The sequence below is a fragment of the Corallococcus sp. CA041A genome (assembly GCF_003612075.1).
Classification (GTDB): domain Bacteria; phylum Myxococcota; class Myxococcia; order Myxococcales; family Myxococcaceae; genus Corallococcus; species Corallococcus exiguus.
The window spans coordinates 42,808-58,214 of sequence record NZ_RAWF01000007.1 but is presented as its reverse complement, the minus strand read 5'-3'; the positions used below and the strand labels follow the sequence as shown (position 1 = coordinate 58,214).

At 70.6% G+C, this 15,407-nt stretch carries 12 protein-coding genes; 2 read left to right on the top strand and 10 right to left on the bottom strand.

Annotated features, from left to right (window positions below):
- Positions 1–3 precede the first annotated feature (3 nt).
- The 9 genes from D7V77_RS02340 to D7V77_RS02300 all read right to left on the bottom strand — a co-directional run bounded on the left by D7V77_RS02340 (position 4) and on the right by D7V77_RS02300 (position 12,969).
- Entirely contained in the window at positions 4–744 is a 741-nt protein-coding gene (locus D7V77_RS02340; protein WP_120574643.1) for a lysophospholipid acyltransferase family protein, read from the bottom strand.
- Complete coding sequence (locus D7V77_RS02335) at positions 741–1,709, bottom strand: 3-oxoacyl-ACP synthase III family protein (RefSeq protein WP_120574642.1); 969 nt, start codon at positions 1,707–1,709, stop codon at positions 741–743. Before D7V77_RS02335 ends, D7V77_RS02340 begins: the two co-directional genes overlap by 4 nt.
- Complete coding sequence (locus D7V77_RS45655) at positions 1,706–3,565, bottom strand: cyclic nucleotide-binding and patatin-like phospholipase domain-containing protein (RefSeq protein ID WP_120574641.1); 1,860 nt, start codon at positions 3,563–3,565, stop codon at positions 1,706–1,708. Before D7V77_RS45655 ends, D7V77_RS02335 begins: the two co-directional genes overlap by 4 nt.
- A 78-nt stretch (positions 3,566–3,643) precedes the next feature.
- Positions 3,644–6,841 carry an efflux RND transporter permease subunit gene (locus tag D7V77_RS02325; RefSeq protein ID WP_120574640.1) on the bottom strand — a complete coding sequence of 1,066 codons (3,198 nt, stop codon included), beginning with the start codon at positions 6,839–6,841 and terminating at the stop codon, positions 3,644–3,646.
- 9 nt (positions 6,842–6,850) lie between these two features.
- Complete coding sequence (locus D7V77_RS02320) at positions 6,851–8,059, bottom strand: efflux RND transporter periplasmic adaptor subunit (RefSeq protein WP_120574639.1); 1,209 nt, start codon at positions 8,057–8,059, stop codon at positions 6,851–6,853.
- On the bottom strand, positions 8,047–9,438 hold the full coding sequence (locus D7V77_RS02315) for a TolC family protein (RefSeq protein ID WP_120574638.1): 1,392 nt from the start codon (positions 9,436–9,438) through the stop codon (positions 8,047–8,049). Before D7V77_RS02315 ends, D7V77_RS02320 begins: the two co-directional genes overlap by 13 nt.
- Positions 9,439–10,029: 591 nt before the next feature.
- Complete coding sequence (locus tag D7V77_RS02310) at positions 10,030–10,314, bottom strand: hypothetical protein (protein WP_120574637.1); 285 nt, start codon at positions 10,312–10,314, stop codon at positions 10,030–10,032.
- Positions 10,304–10,876: a hypothetical protein gene (locus D7V77_RS02305; protein WP_147451964.1), complete on the bottom strand. Its 573-nt coding sequence runs from the start codon at positions 10,874–10,876 to the stop codon at positions 10,304–10,306. Before D7V77_RS02305 ends, D7V77_RS02310 begins: the two co-directional genes overlap by 11 nt.
- Positions 10,877–10,887: 11 nt before the next feature.
- Complete coding sequence (locus D7V77_RS02300; protein WP_120574635.1) at positions 10,888–12,969, bottom strand: HEAT repeat domain-containing protein; 2,082 nt, start codon at positions 12,967–12,969, stop codon at positions 10,888–10,890.
- A 141-nt stretch (positions 12,970–13,110) separates the two neighbouring features.
- Between D7V77_RS02300 and D7V77_RS02295 the strand changes: the two genes are divergently transcribed.
- A complete protein-coding gene (locus tag D7V77_RS02295; RefSeq protein ID WP_120574634.1) occupies positions 13,111–13,938 on the top strand; it encodes an alpha/beta fold hydrolase in 828 nt (275 codons plus the stop codon).
- A 35-nt stretch (positions 13,939–13,973) separates the two neighbouring features.
- On the top strand, positions 13,974–14,258 hold the full coding sequence (locus D7V77_RS02290; RefSeq protein ID WP_120574633.1) for a DUF427 domain-containing protein: 285 nt from the start codon (positions 13,974–13,976) through the stop codon (positions 14,256–14,258).
- A gap of 1 nt (position 14,259) precedes the next feature.
- Here D7V77_RS02290 and D7V77_RS02285 read toward each other — a convergent pair whose 3' ends face one another.
- The gene (locus D7V77_RS02285) at positions 14,260–15,297 is read right to left on the bottom strand and encodes an oxygenase MpaB family protein (protein WP_120574632.1); all 1,038 of its coding nucleotides are present in this window, start codon (positions 15,295–15,297) and stop codon (positions 14,260–14,262) included.
- Between the last annotated feature and the right edge of the window lie 110 nt (positions 15,298–15,407).

The following is a 15,407-nucleotide window of genomic DNA, read 5'->3' as shown; positions in this document are numbered from 1 at the left end:
CGCTCAGGACGGACGCGCCGCGTCCAGCAGTCCCTGCACCGCGCCCGTCACCTCGCGGTGCACCGTGAGCAGTGCCTCCCGGTCCGTCGCGTCGAATCCCGGGGTCAGGTGGGTTGTCAGTGACTCTCCAACCCATTGGGTCATCTTCACCGGGAAGGACAGGGACAGCGGCCACAGGCCCGTGGCGCCCACGCCCAGCCACAGCGGCAGCCTTCCGGGCATCCCCACGCGCTTGCCCCACGCGTAGCCGTCGTTCAGGCCCACGTAGGCGTCGTCCATGCCGTGGCCCGCGATGGGGACGATGGGCAGGCCGTAGCGCACGGCCAGGCGCAGGTAGCCCAGCCGTTCTCCCCAGTCCACGCGGTAGCGGTGCCGGAAGTCGCGGCAGCCCTCGCGTGTGCCGCCTGGCTGCACCAGCACGTGCTCGCCCTTCTTCACCGCTTCCTCCAGCAGCGGCCCGTCGCTGGTGACGAAGCCCAGCCCGTCCGCCACCTGGCGCATGCCGGGGATGCGGTCGAACGCTCCGTGCGCGATGCCATGGGGCAGGTAGCCCAGCCGGTCGTGCAGCGTCACAGTCAGCATGCACAGGTCCACCGCCAGGGGCCGGCCGTGGTAGCCCACCAGCAGCTTCGCTCCAGGGCGCAAGAGCGGCTCCAGGTTCACCACTTCGTAGCGGTGGTAGCGCTGGAGCAGGCGGAACGTCGTCAGCCACGCGGCCCGTGCCGCCGTCGCCGTGGCCGTCACCCACCCACCCGGTACAGCACCGCGCCGTGCGCCACGCCCGCGCCCACGCCCACCATCAACACGCGGTCCCCCGGCTTCACCGGCCGCGTGCGCCACAGCCGATCCAACCCCGTACCCAGCGACGCGGAGCCCACGCTGCCCACCGTGTCCACCACCGTGACGCTCTTCTCCTCCGGCACCTCGAACGCATGGAGGATGGCCGCGAACATGCTCCCGTTCGGCTGGTGCGTGAGCACCCACTCCACGTCCGACACCGTCAGCCCCGCGCCCTGCAGCACCGTCGACGCCGCGCGCTTCAGTGCCCCCAGCGCGACGCGGGTCATGTCGCGCGCGGGCGTGAGGAAGCGCATGCCCTCGAGCTGGCCTGTCTGGTGCGGGTTCTCCAGCACGACGTCCGGAGGCAGCGTGCCGTCGTTGCCGAACGCGGCTCCCAGCACGCCTTCGCCGGGACGCGCTTCGCCCAGCACCACCGCCGCCGCAGCGTCACCCAGCACCAGGTAGGGACGCGGGTCTTCCGGCCGCGTGGTGCGTGACAGCAGCTCCACGGACACCACGCCCACCGGCCCCAGTCCCGTCGCCGCCGAGCGTGCTGCCAGGTCGAACGCGCTCAGGAAACCCATGCACGCATTGCTCACGTCCATCGCATCGCACGTCCCGGACAGCCCCAGCGCCGCCGCCACCCGGCTGCCGTTGGCCGGCGTGGTGACGTCTCCGCCCATCGACGACACGAACAGGATTCGCCGGAGCGCCGTCGCCGGGAGTCCCGCCGCCTCCAGTGCGCCTCGCAGGGCCTGGGCTCCCAGGTCCGCCGCGCGCATGCCCTCCGGCGCGAAGTGCCGCGTGCGGATGCCTGTCTTTCGCTCTACCTCCGCCGCATCGCGGCCGACTCGCGCGCAAACCTCCGCGGTCGTTACCGGTGGGCCCGGCAGCACGCTCGCGGTGCCGAGGATGCGGACCGGAATCACGCCGCCCTCCGGCCACCGGCCGCGCTCCTGCGTCCTCGCAGCGCTTCCCAGGCCTGCTTGAACTCCAGCAGCTTCTGCTCCAGGCCCATGTCTCGCGCGGCCTCGTCCAGCACCTCATCCACGTGCGTGAAGCGCATGGAGCCGAGCAACGGATGCTCGCGCGTGCCCACGTCGTAGCGCAGGTCTCCTCGCGCGGACTCCAGGTCGCCGTTGCGGTGCAGGAGCAGCACTCCGCTGGCCAGCAGGTCCTTCGCTCGTGCCACGGGGTTGAGCGCGGAGAGGAACAGCCCCACCGCTCCGGGCAGCAGCGGCCGCGCGGCGTGGTGATGGCCCGCGGGGAAGATGTTGCTGGAGAAGACCAGGTCCGCGCCCGCGTGGAGCAGCACGTCCACCGGCACCATGCTGGTGAAGGCCCCGTCCACGTAGCGCGCGGGAGGCTGGAGCGTGGGCGCCCAGACGCCCGGCGCCGAGCCACTCGCGCGCACCGCCAACGCCAGCGGTCCCTTTTCCAGCACCACGCAGCGGCCCGTGGTCAGGTCCGTCGTCACCGGCAGGAAGCCCATGGGCAATTCCTCCAGCGCCAGGTCCCCCAGGTCGCCGCGCACCAGCCACTCCATGGCCTGCGTCGTCACGACGGAAGACAGCGCGGCGGCGGACAGGTGCCCGACCCGCGCGCGGTGCTGGAGCCGGCGCAGGCCGTCCAGGCCTTCACGCCCGTCGCGCGCGGTGCCGCAGTAATACGCGCCCACCAGCGAGCCCATGCTGGCGCCGCTGAGGAAGTCCACCGGCACGTCCAGCGCCGCCAGCCTCCGCAACAGGTGCGCGTGGTAGAAGCCCCACACGCCGCCGCCACTGAGCGCCAGACCCACGCGCCGGCCGGTGATGGCGCGCGCCCACCGCGACAGCGCATCCCTCGTCCCCGCGTCCAGGCCCAACGCCGCCAGGGGCCGAGAATCCCCGGGCCGCACCACCAGCCGCTCCCAGTCCAGCCGCAGCCGGCACCCGGGCGGCGGCGCCTCCTCGTCCCATCCGTCCTCGTCCGGCAGCGAGCGCCCCTGCAACATCGTGCTGCCCTGCGACCGCCACGGCGACAGCAGTACGGTGAGCAGCACCGGCGCTCCCTGCGTCCCCACTCTGTTCGTCTCTCCTCCACCCGGCGGCACCAGCCGCACCTCGCGCGGTGTCAGCACCTCCGGCACCGGCACTCCATCCACCAGCACGCAGTCGAAGTCCTCACCTTCGGCGAGGAGCGGCGCGCCCGGAGCCACCGTGCGGCGGAACACGCGGTCGGCTCCGCGCACCGCGCCTTTCGTGCGCTTCGCCCCCGCGCGCACGAGCAGCACCCGGTCCCCGAAGTCGTGGACCATCACCTTCGCCACCAGCTCCACCAACACGGACCGCGTCGCGGGCGGCAGGTCCAGCCCCTGCTGCGCGTGGAACGTCACCACGTCCGGCCGCGCCGCCGCGCTTCCTCCAGGGCTTCCAGGCCGAAGCACCGCCGCCACCGCCTCCAGCTCCACTCGAGGAAGGAAGAGGGCATGCGACGCGGACGCCGCCGTCACCGTGACGGGCCAGGTGCCGCGCGCGAGCGCCTCCACGCCCAGCGACATCCCCGAGCGCAGGTGCAGCAGCACCGTCCCTCCCGTCGTCATCCGCCACTCGCCCGAGCGCAGGAGGTAGATGCCGTCCACCGGCTCGCCCTCGCGGCAGATGCCCTCGCCCGGCTGGGGCTCCACCGGCCGGGCCCGCTCCAGCAAGCGGAGCAGGGCGGACGCACGCGCGTGGCGCAGCACGGGGGCTTGCTTCAACGTGTACAGCCAGCGACGCCGCTCATCGACAGTCAGAGGAGAAGGCATGCGTCGCCCAAGGATAACCAGGACGCTCCGGCGCGGGGTAGCGCGCCGGAGTGCCTGCCCGCTCCGTGCGGGTCGTCGTTACGCCGGCTGGGGTCGCGGTGGCTCCCCCTCGGGAGGGATGGCCGGCGGCGGCGGGTTGCTCGGACCGCGAGGTGAATTGCCGTGCTTGCGGTGTTTCAGGACCTTCGTGCGCGCGCCTTCCACCAGCGCGTAGAGCACCGGGATGAAGATGAGGTTCACGAAGGTGGAGAAGAGCATTCCGCCGAAGACGGCCGTGCCCAGCGACTTGCGCGCGGAGGCGCCCGCGCCGCTGGCCAGCATCAGCGGCACCACGCCGAAGAGGAACGCGAAGGACGTCATCAGGATGGGCCGCAGGCGCGTCTCCGCCGCGTTGATGGCGGACTCCACCACGCCCTGACCCTGCGCGCGCAGTTGCTCGCCGAACTCCACGATGAGGATGGCGTTCTTCGACGCGAGGCCCACCAGCATCACCAGGCCCACCTGACAGAACACGTCGTTCACCAGCCCGCGCAGGTTCTGCAAGAGCAGCGCGCCCATCATCGCGACGGGCACCGCGAGCATGACGACGAAGGGCAGGGCGAAGCTTTCATACTGCGCGGCCAGCACCAGGAACACGAACACGATGCCGAGCGCGAAGATGACGAGCACGGTGTTGCCCGCGCTCTTCTGCTCCTGGGACAGGCCCGTCCATTCGAAGGTGAAGCCCGGCGGCAGGGCCTGCTTCGCCACCTCCTCCATGGCGTTCAAGGCCGTGCCGGTGGAGGTGCCGGGGCTGCCCTGGCCGTTGATGTTGGCGGAGCGGAAGAGGTTGTAGTGGGTGATGTTCTGCGCGCTGGTGATGGGCGTCACCCTCACCAGCGCCTCCAGCGGCACCATGGCCCCGGTGTCCGAGCGCACGTAGAAGCTGCCGATGTCCTTCGGGTTGTCGCGGAAGGGCGTCGCGGCCTGCACGAACACGCGGTAGACGCGGTTGGCGAAGGTGAAGTCGTTCACGTACTGGCTGCCCAGGTACACCTGGAGCGTGGAGAACAGCGAGGACAGGGGCACGCCCATGGCCTTGGCCTTCTCCCGGTCCACGTCGATGTTGAGCTGCGGCGAGCCCGCGGTGAACGCGGAGAACACGCCGCGCAGCCGCGGGTCCTGGCCCGCCTTGCCCACCAGGGCCTGCGTGGCCTGCGCCAATTCCTCCAATGTGCGGCCGCCCTGCTGGTCCTCCAGCACGAACTCGAAGCCGCCCACGCTGCCCACGCCACGGATGGCGGGCGGTTGCAGGGGCAGCACGCGCGCGCCGCCCACCTGGCTCAGCGGACCGCGCAGGCGCTCAATCAGGCCCGCGACGCTGGACTCCTTCGTCTTGCGCTCGTCCCAGGGCTTCAGGTTGATGAAGAGCGAGCCGTAGTTGGCGCCCGTGCCCAGCAGCGAGAAGCCGCCCACGGTGAAGATCTGCGTCACCTCCTCCTGCTGCTTGATGATGCCCTCCACCTGGATGAGCACGTTGCGCGTGTACTCCAGCGACGTGCCCTCCGGGCCCTGCACCGCGATGATGACGTAGCCCTGGTCCTCGTCCGGGATGAAGCCCGTGGGCGTGGCCCGGTAGAGCAGGCCCGTGGCGACGAGGAACACCGCGAAGATGCCCACGACGACCCACCGTGCCTTGCCCAGCATCACGCCCAAGAGCTTCCCGTAGCCGCGCCGGAGCGCGTCCAGGCCCTCGTCGAACTTGCGTGCGAGGACGAACTTCTGGCCCTCGTTCGGGCGCAGGAGGCGCGCGCACAGCGCGGGGGACAGGGTGAGCGCCACGAGCGCGGAGAGGCTGATGGAGAACGCGATGGTGAGCGCGAACTGGCGGTAGATGGCGCCGGTGGTGCCGGGGAAGAAGGACACCGGGATGAACACCGCGGACAGCACCAGCGCCGTGGCCACCACCACGCCGGACACCTGCTGCATGCCCCGGTGGGTGGCCTCCTTCGCGTCCACCTTCTCGTGCTCGATGACGCGCTCCACGTTCTCGATGACCACGATGGCGTCATCCACCACCAGGCCCGTGGCCAGCGTGAGGCCGAAGAGGGTCAGCGTGTTGAGCGAGAAGCCGAACGCGTTGACGAACATGAACGTGCCGACCAGTGACACCGGCAGCGTCGTCACCGCCACCAGCACGCTGCGCCAGCCGTGCAGGAAGATGAAGATGACCAGGATGACCAGGAGGATGGCTTCACCCAGCGCCTGGAGCACCTCCTCGATGGAGGCGCTCACCGCGGCCGTGGTGTCGAACGCCACCTGATAGGTGAGGCCCGGCGGGAAGTTGGCGGACAGCCGCTGGAGCTCCGCCTCCACGCCCTCGCGCACCTCCAGCGCGTTGGAGCCGGGCAACTGCGTGATGCCCAGGCCCACCGCGTCCTGGCCGTTGAAGCGCAACAGCTGCTGATAACTCTCCGCGCCCAGCTGCGCGTTGCCCACGTCGCGGATGCGCACCAGGGCGCCGTCAGCGCCGCGCTGGATGACGATGGCGCCGAACTCGTCCGCGGACGTGAGCTGGCCCTTCACCTGGAGGGACAGCTGATACGCCTGCTCCTTGGAGGACGGGGCCTGGCCCACCTTGCCCGCGCCTACCTGGACGTTCTGTTCTTGAAGCGCGTTGACCACGTCCTGCGCGGTGAGGCCGCGGCGGGCCAGCTCCGTGGGGTCCAGCCACAGGCGCATGGCGAAGCGGCGCTCGCCGAAGATGCGCACGTCGCCCACGCCCTTCACACGCAACAGCGCGTCGCGGATGAAGACGTCCGCGTAGTTGCTGATGAACTCCGTGTCGTAGCGCTTCTCCTTGTCATAGACGCCGAAGGAGACCAGCAGCTGCGTCTGCGCCTTGCGCACGGTGACGCCCAGCGCGTTCACCTGCGCGGGCAGCTGGGGCGTGGCGGTGGCCACGCGGTTCTGCACGTCCACCGCGGCCAGGTCCACGTCGCGCGACGGGTCGAACGTGGCGGTGATGGTGGACTGGCCGTCGTTGGTGCTGGTGGAGGACATGTAACGCATGCCCTCCATGCCGTTGAGCTGGCGCTCCAGCACGGTGGTGACGGCGCTCTCCACCGTCTCCGCGGACGCGCCGGTGTACGTGGCGGTGATCTGGACCTGCGGCAGCGCCAGCTCCGGGTACTGCTCGATGGGGAGGCTGGGAATGGAGATGGCGCCCACCAGCGTGATGAGGATGGACAGCACGCTGGAGAAGACGGGGCGCTTGATGAAGAAGTCGGTGAACATGGCAGCCCCCTACTGACCCGCGTCCGAGCCACCGCCCATGCCCTGGGCAGGGGGCAGGGGCATGCCTGCTGTCTGGCCCTGCGACTGCCGCGCGGGCTTCGGCTGGATGGGCATGCCGTCCCGCAGCTGCTGCACTCCGCTGATGATGACCTGGGTGCCCGCGTCCAGGCCCTTGAGCACCTCGTAGTCGTTGCCCTCCACCAGCCCCAGCGTCACGGGCTGGCGCTTCACCACGGTGCCGGCGTCGCCTTCCCCCACCACCATGGCGAAGGACTGGCTGCCCTGCCGCGTCACCGCGGTGGTGGGCATCTTCAAGGCGTCGCGCACGTCGTAGACGAGCTGCGCGCGCACCAGCTGTCCGGCCCTGAGGCCCACGGTGTTCTCGAAGGCGGCCTGCACCTCCACCAGCTGCGTGTTGGGATTGGGTGTGGTGGCGACGAAGAAGGCGGGGGCGCGGACGATGGGCTCGCCATCCTCGTTGAGCACCTCCAGTGGCGTCTCGCCAATCTTCACGCGCGCGGCCTGGTCCACGGGCACCTGCACGGACAGCTCCAGCGCGCGGCTCTGGTCCAGGATGGTGAGCGCCGTCTGCGGCGTCACGTAGTCGCCCAGCTTCACCGGGATGTCGCCCACGACGCCGTCGAAGGGGGCGCTCACGTTGAAGAAGCCCAGTTGCACCTGCTGGTTCTGGATTTGCGCTTCCGCCGCCTGGGCCTGGGCCTCGGATTGCGCCGCCTGGGCCACGGCCTGGTCGTAGTCCTGGCGGCTGACGAGTCCTTCCCTGAGGAGCTGCGCGCTGCGCTCGCGCGTCCTGCGCGCGAACTCGCGGTTGGCGACGGCGGAGGCCTTCTGGGCCTGGGTGGCGCGCAGGGAGGCTTGCTCCTGGCGCGGATCCACCACGAGCAGCACCTGGCCCGCCTTCACCTTCTGGCCCTGGCGAACGGGAATCTTCTGGATGTAGCCGGCGACCTGCGGGACGACGGTGATGCTGCTGCGCGAGATGAGGGTGCCCACGTATTCGCGGGTGTCGCGCACCGGGCCGGGCTTCACCGCCATCACCTGCACAGGCGTGGGCTTGCCTCCGCCCTGGGTCTGGCTGCCCGCCTGGGGGCCGCCTCCGGGCGCGGCCTGGCCGGGGTCCTTGCCGCCGCTGCACCCGCCCGCCGACAGCGCGAGCACGAGTCCCCACGCGCCCCAACCGCCCCTCACCAATCGCATGCCGCCTCCGACAGGAATGCATCCACCACGGCCTGGCGGTACTGGAAGTCACGGATGACGAGCTCCAGTTCGGCCTGCCGCAGGGCCCCGGCCGCGTCCACCAGCTCGAGGCTCGTTCCGGTGCCCACCTCGAAGCTGCGGCGGGTGAGCCGGTCATTCTCTTCCGCGAGTTTCCGCTGGCGGTCCGCCAGGTCGCGCGTCTCCTGGGTCACCTGCACGGCGCGCTTCGCCTGGGTCACTTCGATGACGATGTTGCGCTCGCGGCCGGTGACCTCCGCGCGGGCCTGCTCCAGCTGGCCGCGGGCCTGGCGCAGGCGGCCCTCGCGCGCGCCGCCATCCCAGAAGGGCAGCACCAGGCTGGCGCCGACGTTCCAGATGGGCACCTCCGCGAAGCCCGGGTTGACGGTGAGCGCGGTGGTGCTGCTGGTGAGGTCCAGGGTGGGCGCGTACAGGCGATACACCTCGCCGATGGCGCGCTCGGCCACCACCTGGCGCGAGCGGGCGGCGGCGATGTCCGGGCGGTTCTCCAGCTCCTCCAGCGTGCGGCAGGTGGCCTTCGCGCCCTGGAGCAGCGTGGTCAGCTCCAGGCCCGGCTTGAGGCCCACGGCGGACGGGGTGCCCAGGGCCAGGCCCAGGGACTCGCGCGCCTTGCGCAGGTCCTCGTCGCCGGTGACGACGTTGCGGCGGGCGATTTGTGCGTCCTGCTCCACGCGGACGACGTCCAGTCGGGTGCCCGCGCCCAGCTCGAAGCGGCGCTGCGCCAGGGCCAGCCGCTCCAGCGAGGTGCGCAGGTTGACGCGGTTGACCTCCGCCAGGCGCTCCGTGGAGGACACGGAGACGAGCGCCTGTGCGAGGCCGCGGGTGAGCTGCCGGCGCGTCTCCGCGAGCGACAGGCCGGCGGTGCGCCGCGACTCCTTGGCGCTGCCCAGGGCATAGAGGCTGGCCAGGTCCACCACGGGCACGTTGGCGGTGAGGATGCCCACGCCCAGCAGCTCCGTGGGTGTGAAGCTCCCGCCGCCCGTCACCGCGCCGCCCGTGCCGCCGCCGAAGGCGACGATGCCCGGGTTGAGGACGTTGTACTGCGCGGTCAGGTTGCCGGAGACGGAGGGCAGCAGGTTGGCGAGCGCGATGCGCCACGTGCCCGCGGCGACTTCAATCTGGCCCAGCGCTGCCTGGAGGTCGGGGGAGCGCTGGCGCAGGAGCGTGAGCGCTTCGTTCCAGGACTGGAGTTGTAGGGGCGCGGCGGGCGCGGGCGTGAGCAATGGATCCGACACGTTCGCCTGGAATGGCGGTGGCACCTCGGGGACGTCGTCCGGGTCCTGGGCCGACGGCGTGCGGGTCCGGTCGGGCTGCCGCGCGGGAGTCCGTGCGTTTGGCACGGCCGGTGTCCGCGCGGGCGCGTTCGGAGCCGGGGCACTCGGCGCGGCCGGAGGCTGCTCGGGTAGGTTCAGGACCGGGGCGTTCGTCGCGGGCGCGTTCGGAGCATGGGTGTTCGGTGTCGCGACGGAAGGCGTGGGCGGCGGAGGCGCGGGTGGAGCGCGCTGCGGTGGCGCGGTGTATTGCGCGAGGACGGGACGGAGGGGTCCGGAGCCGTGCTGTGCTGGCGCCTCACCGGGGATTCCGGTGGGAACCAGCAGGGCTGCGAACACGAGCGCGTTCATAAAGGGATGCTCCCCAGGTAGGGGCGAAGCCAGCCCCCGGCCACGGTTCGCGCCCCCCGGCGCTCCAGTGGACAACACAGCAGGGCGAGGTTGTGCTCAGCAGTCGATGAACGGACCTCGGGCCAGGAGCGGGAGGTCCGGGGTTGCCCTTACGGACGCAAGGGCGGGGAAGGTGGAGGGGCTCGTGGAGACATGGCGCGTCCTGACGGTGGCTGGGGCAAGGGAAGAGCCAACGTGCGTCGCGATCGCCGAGCGGGCGTCTGTCTTCAAGGGAGGGCGGGCGTTCAACACGCCACGGGTGGAGCCCCGCTACTCGTAGAACTTGCCCGCGAACAGGATGCTCGCGCACCGGTGCCAGGGATTGGCGGAGCGGTCCTGGTCCTGGGAGTCCTCGCCCCAGGAGGCGCCTCGTTCGAGGAACGCCCCGATGGTGCCGTTCTCCCATCCGAGGGGGCTCGGTGCGTGCGGAGCAGGAGGCCGACGGGCAGCCTCCGCGCGGTCCTCCTCGAAGTCCTCGCTCAACGCCTGGACGAAGCGCAGGAAGGACGCCTCGTCCGTGACCTCTTCCAGGAGTTGGTGCAGGTCATGGGCCATGGCGCACTCCGGTTCCAGCATCCGGGGCAGGCGCCTGGATGAACGGCAAGGGCACGGAGCCATCCGGTGGATCGAAGGACCGACCGACCTCCGAAGTGGGAACCAGGATGCCGGGCCCAGCATCCGTGGGCGCCATCGATTCATCCGGCTCTCCATCCCGAAGGCGGCGGAGGATCCGGCCATCGCTCCCGACCGCGTACTGCGCGCCCGAGTGCAGCGCGGGAACAGTCAGTCCACAGGCCCGGGGATCCTCATCGATCCGGACGAAGAGGATGCCTTGCCGCTGCATGACCCTGTACCGGTGTGACTCGCGCCGGTCGACGCAGGGTGTGTTGGCATCTTGTGGGCCCAGGAAATCGGCGGCGGCGACGTCGAGCGCATGCAGGACGGTGCCGCTCAGTTCGACCGCGCCTCTCTCCGCGCTCGCTTCCACGGCAGGCTGCTCGAAGAACCGGGGGAACTCGATGGACGCGTCATTCGTCCACGCATCACGCGTGGGCGTGGGCCGCAGGCAGCCCGCCAGGAGCAACGCTGCCGGAACCGCGCGCCACGCCACGCTCACGCCGCGCATCCTCATTGCGGCAACATGCCCAGCCGCTGCTTCGCGGACTTGTTCTGCGGATCGAACCGGAGCGCTTCCTCCAGCCGCTCGCGGCCCTTCGCCGGGTTGCCCTGCACCACGTAGAGGTCCGCCAGCCGCACCAGCACGTCCGCGTTGTAGGGCTGCAGGTCCAGCGCCTGTTCGAACTCACGCGTCGCCGTGGTCACGTCCCTGCGGCGCATGGCCAGCTGCCCCAGCATCACGTGCGGCTGCACCAGACCGCGCGTCTCCGGCTCCGTCGCCAGCGCCTGCAACGCCGGCATTCCCCTCGCGTCTCCGAACGCCGCCAGCGTCAACGCCGCGCCCTGCCGCACCCACAACGAGCCGTCCTTGAGCAGCGACGCCAGGTCGTCCGTCGCCTCGCGCGCGTTCGCCGCGCCCAGCCCGTCGATGATGTCCGAGCGCAACGTGCTGTCCGTCGTCCCCTTCAACGCCGCTCGCAGCGCCGGCACCGCGTCGTGCTTGAACCGGCGCGCCAGGAACTTCGCCGCCGCGCCCCTCAGCGTGCCCGCCTCCGCCGTGTCCGCCAGCACCGCCTCCAGCGCCCCACGGCTCTGCGCCGCCGTCTTCTCGTCGAACGCGTCCGCCAGCCGCAGCCGCCGCGCCTGCCGCGCCTCCGCCTTCGGCCACCACTTCACCAGCGCGTCCTGCATCGCGTCCGGCGTCTTCTTCTCATGACAGGTGTTGCACGCGTTGGGGATGTCATGGCGCGCCGTGTTCTGGGGCGCCGGCACGTCCAGCGCGTGGTCCGCGAAGTGGTCCAACACGCCCGACACCACCGGTGGCATGTGACACGCCAGGCAGTCCTGCGCCGCCGCGGCCTTGTGGTGCGTGTGCTGCTCTCCCTGCGCCACCACCTCCTGATGACAGCCCTGGCACGTGGACGCGTTCACCGACGTGCGCGCCGCCACCGGCTTCTGCTTGCGCACCTCGTTGGGCGCGTTCGCGTCGTGCGGCGCCGTGTGGCACGTCAGGCAGGTGGCCCCGCCCTTCAGGTGGCACTGGGACTGGATGAGCGCCTGGTACTCGAAGCTGGAGGTGCTGGGCCGCCCGTCCGCGAAGAAGTCCCCGGAGCGGTCGTTGCCCACCAGCAACACCATGGGCTGATAGCTCGCGTCGTAGCGCTGGCCGGGCAGGAAGTGGTGCTTCGCGTCCAGCATGGGGAACAACGTGCGGCGCGGCCCGTGGCACTGCGCGCACACCGCGAAGCCCTCCTCCTTCGACAGCTTCGCCGGCTGGATGATGTCCTCCGGCGCCTGCGACTCCGCGTGCTGCCCGCCGGGCCCGTGGCAGGACTCGCACGCGACGCCCGCGTCCGCGAACTTCGTCTCCCACTGGTGGCTCGCCCGGTCATAGCGCGCGTCCAGCCCCGTCACGTGGCAGTCCAGGCACGCGTGCTGCGCGCTGCGGCGGAAGTTCGTCCAGAAGAACGGGTGGTCCGGCGACAGCGCCCCCTGCTTCTTCTCCGAGTAGTCCACCCACTCGGCCTTGCCCGTGACGTGGAAGTACACCGGCATCACCTGCCAGCGGCCGTCCGGCAACAGGGTGATGGGGTCCTGCATCCGCTTGCCGCCCACCACCCACTGCACCGGCCACTCGCCCAGGTTCCCGTCCGCGCCCTTGGTGCGCATCAGGTACTGGCTCCCGTCCCGGCGCATCCACGCCTCGCTGGACTCGCCCTTGAAGTGCGTGCTCGCCGTGAACGTGCCCACCACGTACGGCTTCGTCGCCGGAGACAGCGCCCGCGCGTGCCAGTCGTGCTTCCAGCCCGTGTGCTGCTCCTCGTGGCAGTCCGCGCACACCTGCGAGCCCACGAAGTGATTCGGCTTCGCGGGCGGCGCCTCCACCGTCTTCACCGGCACGGGCGCGGCCACACTGCCCGCGTCCAGCGGGGTCTCCGGAGCCGGAGTCGGCGCCTGTGTCACCGGTGGGGACACGGAGGGCGTGGGCGCGGACGAAGAGCGCAGGAAGAAGAACAGGCCCGCCGCGAGGACCACCACCGCGAGGGCGACAAGGACAGGGCGAGAGGAGCGCATCCGGAAGGTGCCGCCCATGCTCCTCCCAAGCGCCGGGCCGCACAAGCGGCGCTCCGCGCAAGCCCTTCTCCTCCAGTGGACAATGACCTCCCAGGGAGGGCTGCGGTCCTGGCGAGCCCTGGATTAGGGTCTCCCTCCAAGCCAAGGGAGGCCGTGCCCATGCCCATGCGATCCGTGAATGGAACCCGGCTGTACTACGAGGACACTGGTGGTTCCGGGGACGTGGTCCTCTTCAGCCACGGGCTCCTCTGGAGCACCCGGCTGTTCGACCCGCAGGTGGAGGCCCTGCGCGGCCGCTTCCGCTGCATCGCGTACGACCACCGGGGGCAGGGCCAGAGCGACGTGCCGCCCGAGTCCGCCATCGACGTGGAGACGGTGTACGCGGACGCGGTGGCGCTCATCGAGTCCCTGGGCGTGGCGCCCGTCCACTTCGTGGGCCTGTCCATGGGCGGCTTCGTGGGCATGCGGCTCGCGGCGCGCCGGCCGGACCTGCTGCGCTCGCTGGTGCTCCTGGAGACGTCCGCGGACCCCGAGCCCATCGCCAACGTGCCGCGCTACACCGCGCTCAACCTCGTCGCCCGCTACGTGGGCCTGGCCCCCGTCGCGACCGCGGTGATGCGCATCATGTTCGGCGCGTCGTTCCTCTCCGACCCGGGCCGCGCGGAGGAGCGGGCGCTGTGGCGAACGCGCCTGACAGGCAACCGCCGCGACATCTACCGCGCCGTCAACGGCGTCATCAAACGCAAGGCCATCACGGAGGAGCTGCCGCGCATCCGCACGCCCACGCTCGTCATCGTGGGGGAAGAGGACCGTGCGACAGTGCCCGCCAAATCGGAGCGCATCCACTCGCTCATTCCCGGCTCCCATCTGGTGCGCCTGTCGCGCGGAGGCCATTCGTCCTCCGTGGAGGAGCCGGCGCTCGTCAACGCGGAGCTCGCCCCCTTCCTCACGCAGCACGCGTCCAACCAGGCCGCGCACGCGGGCTGACGCGCCGTTAACCAGCACTCCAGGAGGGTTTCCCCATGCCAGTCGCGAAATGGAACGGCACCGTGCTCGCGAAGAGCGACACCTACGAGACGGTGGAGGGCAACATCTACTTCCCGCCCGACAGCCTGGCGCGCGAGCACTTCAAGCCCAGCGCCACGCACACCACCTGCCCCTGGAAGGGCGAGGCGAGTTACTACTCGGTGGAGGTGGACGGGAAGACGAACGCCGACGCGGCCTGGTACTACCCGGAGCCCAAGCCGGCCGCGTCCAACATCCAGGGCCATGTGGCCTTCTGGAAGGGCGTGACGGTGGAGCGCTGACTCAGAAGCCGGTGAGGTACTTGCCCCAGCGCAGGCTGTTGCGCATCTGGGTGACGATGAAGGCGGGCACCCACTGGAGCAGGTTCGCCTCCGGCTGCACGTCGTAGCCGTTCCACAGGTCATCGTCGATGCGGTTGGGGTCCAGGACCGTGGGGGCGGGCGCGGGCGTGCCGCCGAAGCACTCGCCCCGGGCGAAGAAGAGGTTCCACAGCGTGGCGGCCTCCGCGTGGTCGTCCGCCATGAGGCGCGTGTCCACGCCCAGCAGCGAGCCCAGCAGCTTCCAGAAGGAGTACCAGCGCTGCTCGTTGTACTCGTAGCCCTTGTTCACCCACGCCTGCGCGACGACGTGGGAGAACGTCAGCAGCGTGAACGCGACCGCGCTCTGGTTGTAGCAACGGTCCCGCCCCGTGTGATGGGACTGGTAGTGGCTCAGCGCGACGTTGTGCATCTGCGCCAGTAGCAGCGTCGTGGCCAGGGTGCGCGTGCTGTAGATGCTGCCCCAGCCCATGTTCATGTTGCCGTAGAGGATGCGCAGCATGATCTGCGCCGTCTCGATGACCCGACGGGACACGACGGCTTTGATCTTGCTGTGCCGCCGCTGCTCGAACAGCGCGGACACGTCCTTGTGGTAGTACGTGGCCTTGAAGGACACGCCCGCCAGCTGGTTCACGGACGTGGCCTGGAAGAAGACGTAGAAGGCCTCGTCTCGCGCGGCCTCGAAGTCGCGGAGGAACTGCGCGGCGGACTGCGCGCCCGTCACCGCCGCGGTCGCATTGGCGTCGTGGTCGTAGAGCACCTTCGCGAGCCGGTGGTCGCTGTACGTGGTGCCCCAGAAGCCCGTGATGTCGGAGAAGGCCTTCAGCGCGGGCCGCCACCCCTGGAAGGCGGTCACGGTGCTGACATGCTTCGACCAGTGTGTCCGCAGCCCCTGCAGCAGCTCCGGCTCCGCCGCGTTCATGATGCTGAACAGGCTGTTGGCCGCGTTGAGCGGGTCGCCCAGGATGGCGTCCAGGTTCTGACCACGGAAGATGAAGGGCATGGGGCGGGCGCTCCGGCGGACGGCGTTCCCGGCGCAGTGTAGAGAACTGTTGAACCTGTAACAAACCGCCCGCCATGGAAAACCCGACACGTAGGGGATGTGACGGGGCA

What these genes read in the sequence shown, in the direction of transcription:
- D7V77_RS45655 (WP_120574641.1), bottom strand. Translation starts at nt 3,565, where the DNA reads ATGCCTTCTCCTCTGACTGTCGATGAGCGGCGTCGCTGGCTGTACACG.
- D7V77_RS02325 (WP_120574640.1), bottom strand. Translation starts at nt 6,841, where the DNA reads ATGTTCACCGACTTCTTCATCAAGCGCCCCGTCTTCTCCAGCGTGCTG.
- D7V77_RS02320 (WP_120574639.1), bottom strand. Translation starts at nt 8,059, where the DNA reads ATGCGATTGGTGAGGGGCGGTTGGGGCGCGTGGGGACTCGTGCTCGCG.
- D7V77_RS02310 (WP_120574637.1), bottom strand. Translation starts at nt 10,314, where the DNA reads ATGGCCCATGACCTGCACCAACTCCTGGAAGAGGTCACGGACGAGGCG.
- D7V77_RS02300 (WP_120574635.1), bottom strand. Translation starts at nt 12,969, where the DNA reads ATGGGCGGCACCTTCCGGATGCGCTCCTCTCGCCCTGTCCTTGTCGCC.
- D7V77_RS02295 (WP_120574634.1), top strand. Translation starts at nt 13,111, where the DNA reads ATGCCCATGCGATCCGTGAATGGAACCCGGCTGTACTACGAGGACACT.
- D7V77_RS02290 (WP_120574633.1), top strand. Translation starts at nt 13,974, where the DNA reads ATGCCAGTCGCGAAATGGAACGGCACCGTGCTCGCGAAGAGCGACACC.
- D7V77_RS02285 (WP_120574632.1), bottom strand. Translation starts at nt 15,297, where the DNA reads ATGCCCTTCATCTTCCGTGGTCAGAACCTGGACGCCATCCTGGGCGAC.